Origin of the sequence: Nguyenibacter vanlangensis (assembly GCF_013376155.1) — a bacterium.
Classification (GTDB): Bacteria; Pseudomonadota; Alphaproteobacteria; order Acetobacterales; family Acetobacteraceae; genus Gluconacetobacter; species Gluconacetobacter vanlangensis.
Window position 1 is genome coordinate 1 of the sequence record NZ_JABXXP010000364.1, and the last position, 2,969, is coordinate 2,969.

At 68.7% G+C, this 2,969-nt stretch carries 2 protein-coding genes; both read left to right on the forward strand.

All coding sequences use genetic code 11. From position 1 onward, the window contains the following. The first annotated feature begins 7 nt into the window (after nucleotides 1–7). A complete protein-coding gene (locus tag HUK84_RS13890; protein WP_246285688.1) occupies nucleotides 8–799 on the forward strand; it encodes an N-acetylmuramoyl-L-alanine amidase family protein in 792 nt (263 codons plus the stop codon). Nucleotides 800–1,149: 350 nt separating this feature from the next. After that, entirely contained in the window at nucleotides 1,150–2,724 is a 1,575-nt protein-coding gene (locus HUK84_RS13895) for a 2-isopropylmalate synthase (RefSeq protein ID WP_176640819.1), read from the forward strand. The last annotated feature ends 245 nt before the right edge of the window (nucleotides 2,725–2,969 follow it).

Consider the following 2,969-nt stretch of genomic DNA (forward strand, 5'->3'; position numbering starts at 1 on the left):
CGTGACGCTGCCGGCGCGGGCGGCGGTGCATCATGGTGGGCACGGGCAGGGCGGGCATCATCCGGGTGCGCCGGCCATCGTCGGCCGGGCGGCGGCGCCGTTGCCGCTGGTCATGCTGGACCCCGGCCATGGCGGCAAGGACCCGGGCGCGATCGGGGTTTCCGGCACCTATGAGAAACATATCGCCGAGGCGGCGGCGGCGGAATTGCGGCGGCAATTGCTGGCCAGCGGGGCGTATCGCGTGGCGATGACGCGCGCGGACGACCGGTTCATTCCGCTGGAAGGGCGGGTCGAGATCGCCCATACCCACCGGGCCGCGCTGTTCATTTCGATGCATGCCGATGCGCTGACCGATCGCGGCGTGCGCGGGGCCAGCGTCTATACCCTGTCGGGCCAGGCGTCGGACGCGCAGACGGCGGCGCTGGCGCGCACCGAGAACAGCGCCGACCGGTTCGGCGGGCCGCAGGTCCATGCCGCCTCGCCGGAGGTGCAGGCCATACTGGCCAGCCTGGTGACCGAGGAGACGCGTCGCGGCGCCGCCCATATGGCCAGCAGCGTGGTCGCGGCGTTCCAGCCGCGGATCGGGCTGCTGCCCAATCCGTCGCGCCATGCGGCGTTCGTGGTGCTGAAATCGGCGGATATTCCCTCGGTCCTGGTCGAGATGGGGTTCATGTCCAACCGGCTGGACGAGGCGGCGCTGCGCCAGGCCGGGCACCGGATGATGGTCGCGGGGGCGATGAAGCAGGCGATCGACCGGTATTTCGCCTCGGCCGGCGGGGTGACGCGGCTGACTGGCTGATCGGCCGGTCGCGTCGATCGTTGGGGGCGGCTTTCCGCGCGAATTCGGTTGCAATTTCGATTGCAATTTCGGTTGCAATCGGCGGATCGGCCTGTATGGTGCCGCCCATGGATCGCGTGACGTTCATGTTGGCCGGCGGGATGGGTGCGCAAGCGCCTGCGCTGTCGTGCGCCCGTGGACGCGGGGCGCTCCTCCTTCGCCTTCGACTTATCTGCCCCTGAGCGTTCAGGGCCGGCGCGATGCCGGCACGCCCAGGGGATGATGCGGGCCCGGGCCCGCATGCAGGAAGGGAACGCCGCCCGCGGCGTTCACAAGGCGAACATCCGGCACAAGTCCGAGGTATATTCCCCATGACGATCGACCATCCGTCCTTCGGCCGCATCGACGGCAACCGCGTCATCATTTTCGACACGACGCTGCGCGACGGCGAACAATCCCCCGGTTTCTCGATGAACCTGACCGAGAAGCTCCGGATGGCCGAGGCGCTGGCCGAACTGGGCGTCGACGTGATCGAGGCGGGCTTTCCCGTGGCGTCGAAGGGCGATTTCGAGAGCGTGCACCAGATCGCCTCGACCGTCCGGGGGCCGGTGATCTGCGCGCTGGCGCGCAGCGGCGGCAAGAACGACATCGCCAGCGCGGGCGAGGCCATCCGTCCGGCGGAGCGCGGCCGCATTCATAATTTCATCTCCACCTCGCCGCTGCACATGAAATACAAGCTGCGGATGGAGCCCGAGACGGTGCTGGAGCTGATCACCGCCGGCAACATGGCGGCGCGCCAGTTCACCGACGACGTCGAATGGTCGGCCGAGGACGGGTCGCGCACCGATCCGGACTTTCTGTGCCGCTGCGTCGAGGCCGCGATCAAGGCCGGGGCCACGACGATCAACATCCCCGATACGGTGGGCTATGCGACGCCCGAGGACATGGCGCGGATCTTCGCCGACCTGCGCGCGCGCGTGCCGGGCGCGGACAGGGTGATCTTCTCGGCCCACAATCATAACGATCTGGGCCTGGCGGTGGCGAACACCATCGCGTCGGTCTCGGCGGGCGCGCGGCAGATCGAGTGCACCATCAACGGCATCGGCGAGCGCGCGGGCAATGCGGCGCTGGAAGAGATCGTGATGGCGCTGCGCACCCGCCAGGACGTGCTGCCCTATCGCAACGACATCCGGACCGGGAATCTGCTGCGGGTGTCGCGCATGCTGGCGACGATCACCGGTTTCGACGTGCAGCCCAACAAGGCGATCGTCGGCCGCAATGCCTTTGCCCATGAGAGCGGCATCCATCAGGACGGCGTGCTGAAGAATGCCGCGACCTATGAGATCATGACGCCGGAGAGCGTGGGCTGGACGCGTTCGTCGCTGGTGCTGGGCAAGCATTCCGGCCGCGCAGCGTTCCGCGACAAGCTGAAGGCCATGGGATATGGCGACATGGACGACGCGCAATTGAACGACGCGTTCGTGCGCTTCAAGGATTTGGCCGACCGCAAGAAGGTCGTCTATGACGAGGACCTGGCGGCGCTGGTCGATGACGAAGCGCGCGATCATGCCCGCATCCGGTTCGTGTCGCTGGAGGTCGAGGCCGGGTCCAAGCGCCCGGCGCGCGCCGCGCTGGTGCTGGAGGTCGACGGGGAAGCCCGCGACGCCACGGTGAACGGCCAGGGGCCGGTCGATGCGGCGTTCAACGCGGTGCGCGCCATCTATCCCCACGACGCGACGCTGCAGCTTTATTCGGTGGGTGCGGTGACCGAGGGCAGCGATGCCCAGGCGCGGACCACGGTGCGGCTGGAAGAGGACGGCAAGCTGGTGGACGGGCAGGGGGCGGACAGCGATACGCTGGTCTCGGCCGTGCGGGCCTATGTCCATGCGCTGAACAAGCTGCTGGTCAAGCGGACCCGGGCCGAGCCCGAGGCGCTGATGGCCTGAACCTGCGGTCCGTTCGGTCGGAACGGGAAAAAGGCGTCCGCATCGTGCGGGCGCCTTTTTTCATGCGGCCCGGGCATGAACGGCCCGGGCCCCGAGGATCCGGGCGTCAGTAGCCGTTGTAATAGCCCGGCGGAGGAGGGGGCGGCGGCGGCGGATAGGCGGGGCGTCCGTAATAGCGCGGCGGCGGCGGGGGTGGCGGAGGGGCGTAGCCCTGTTGCGGATAGTACGGGCGCTGCGGGGTAGTC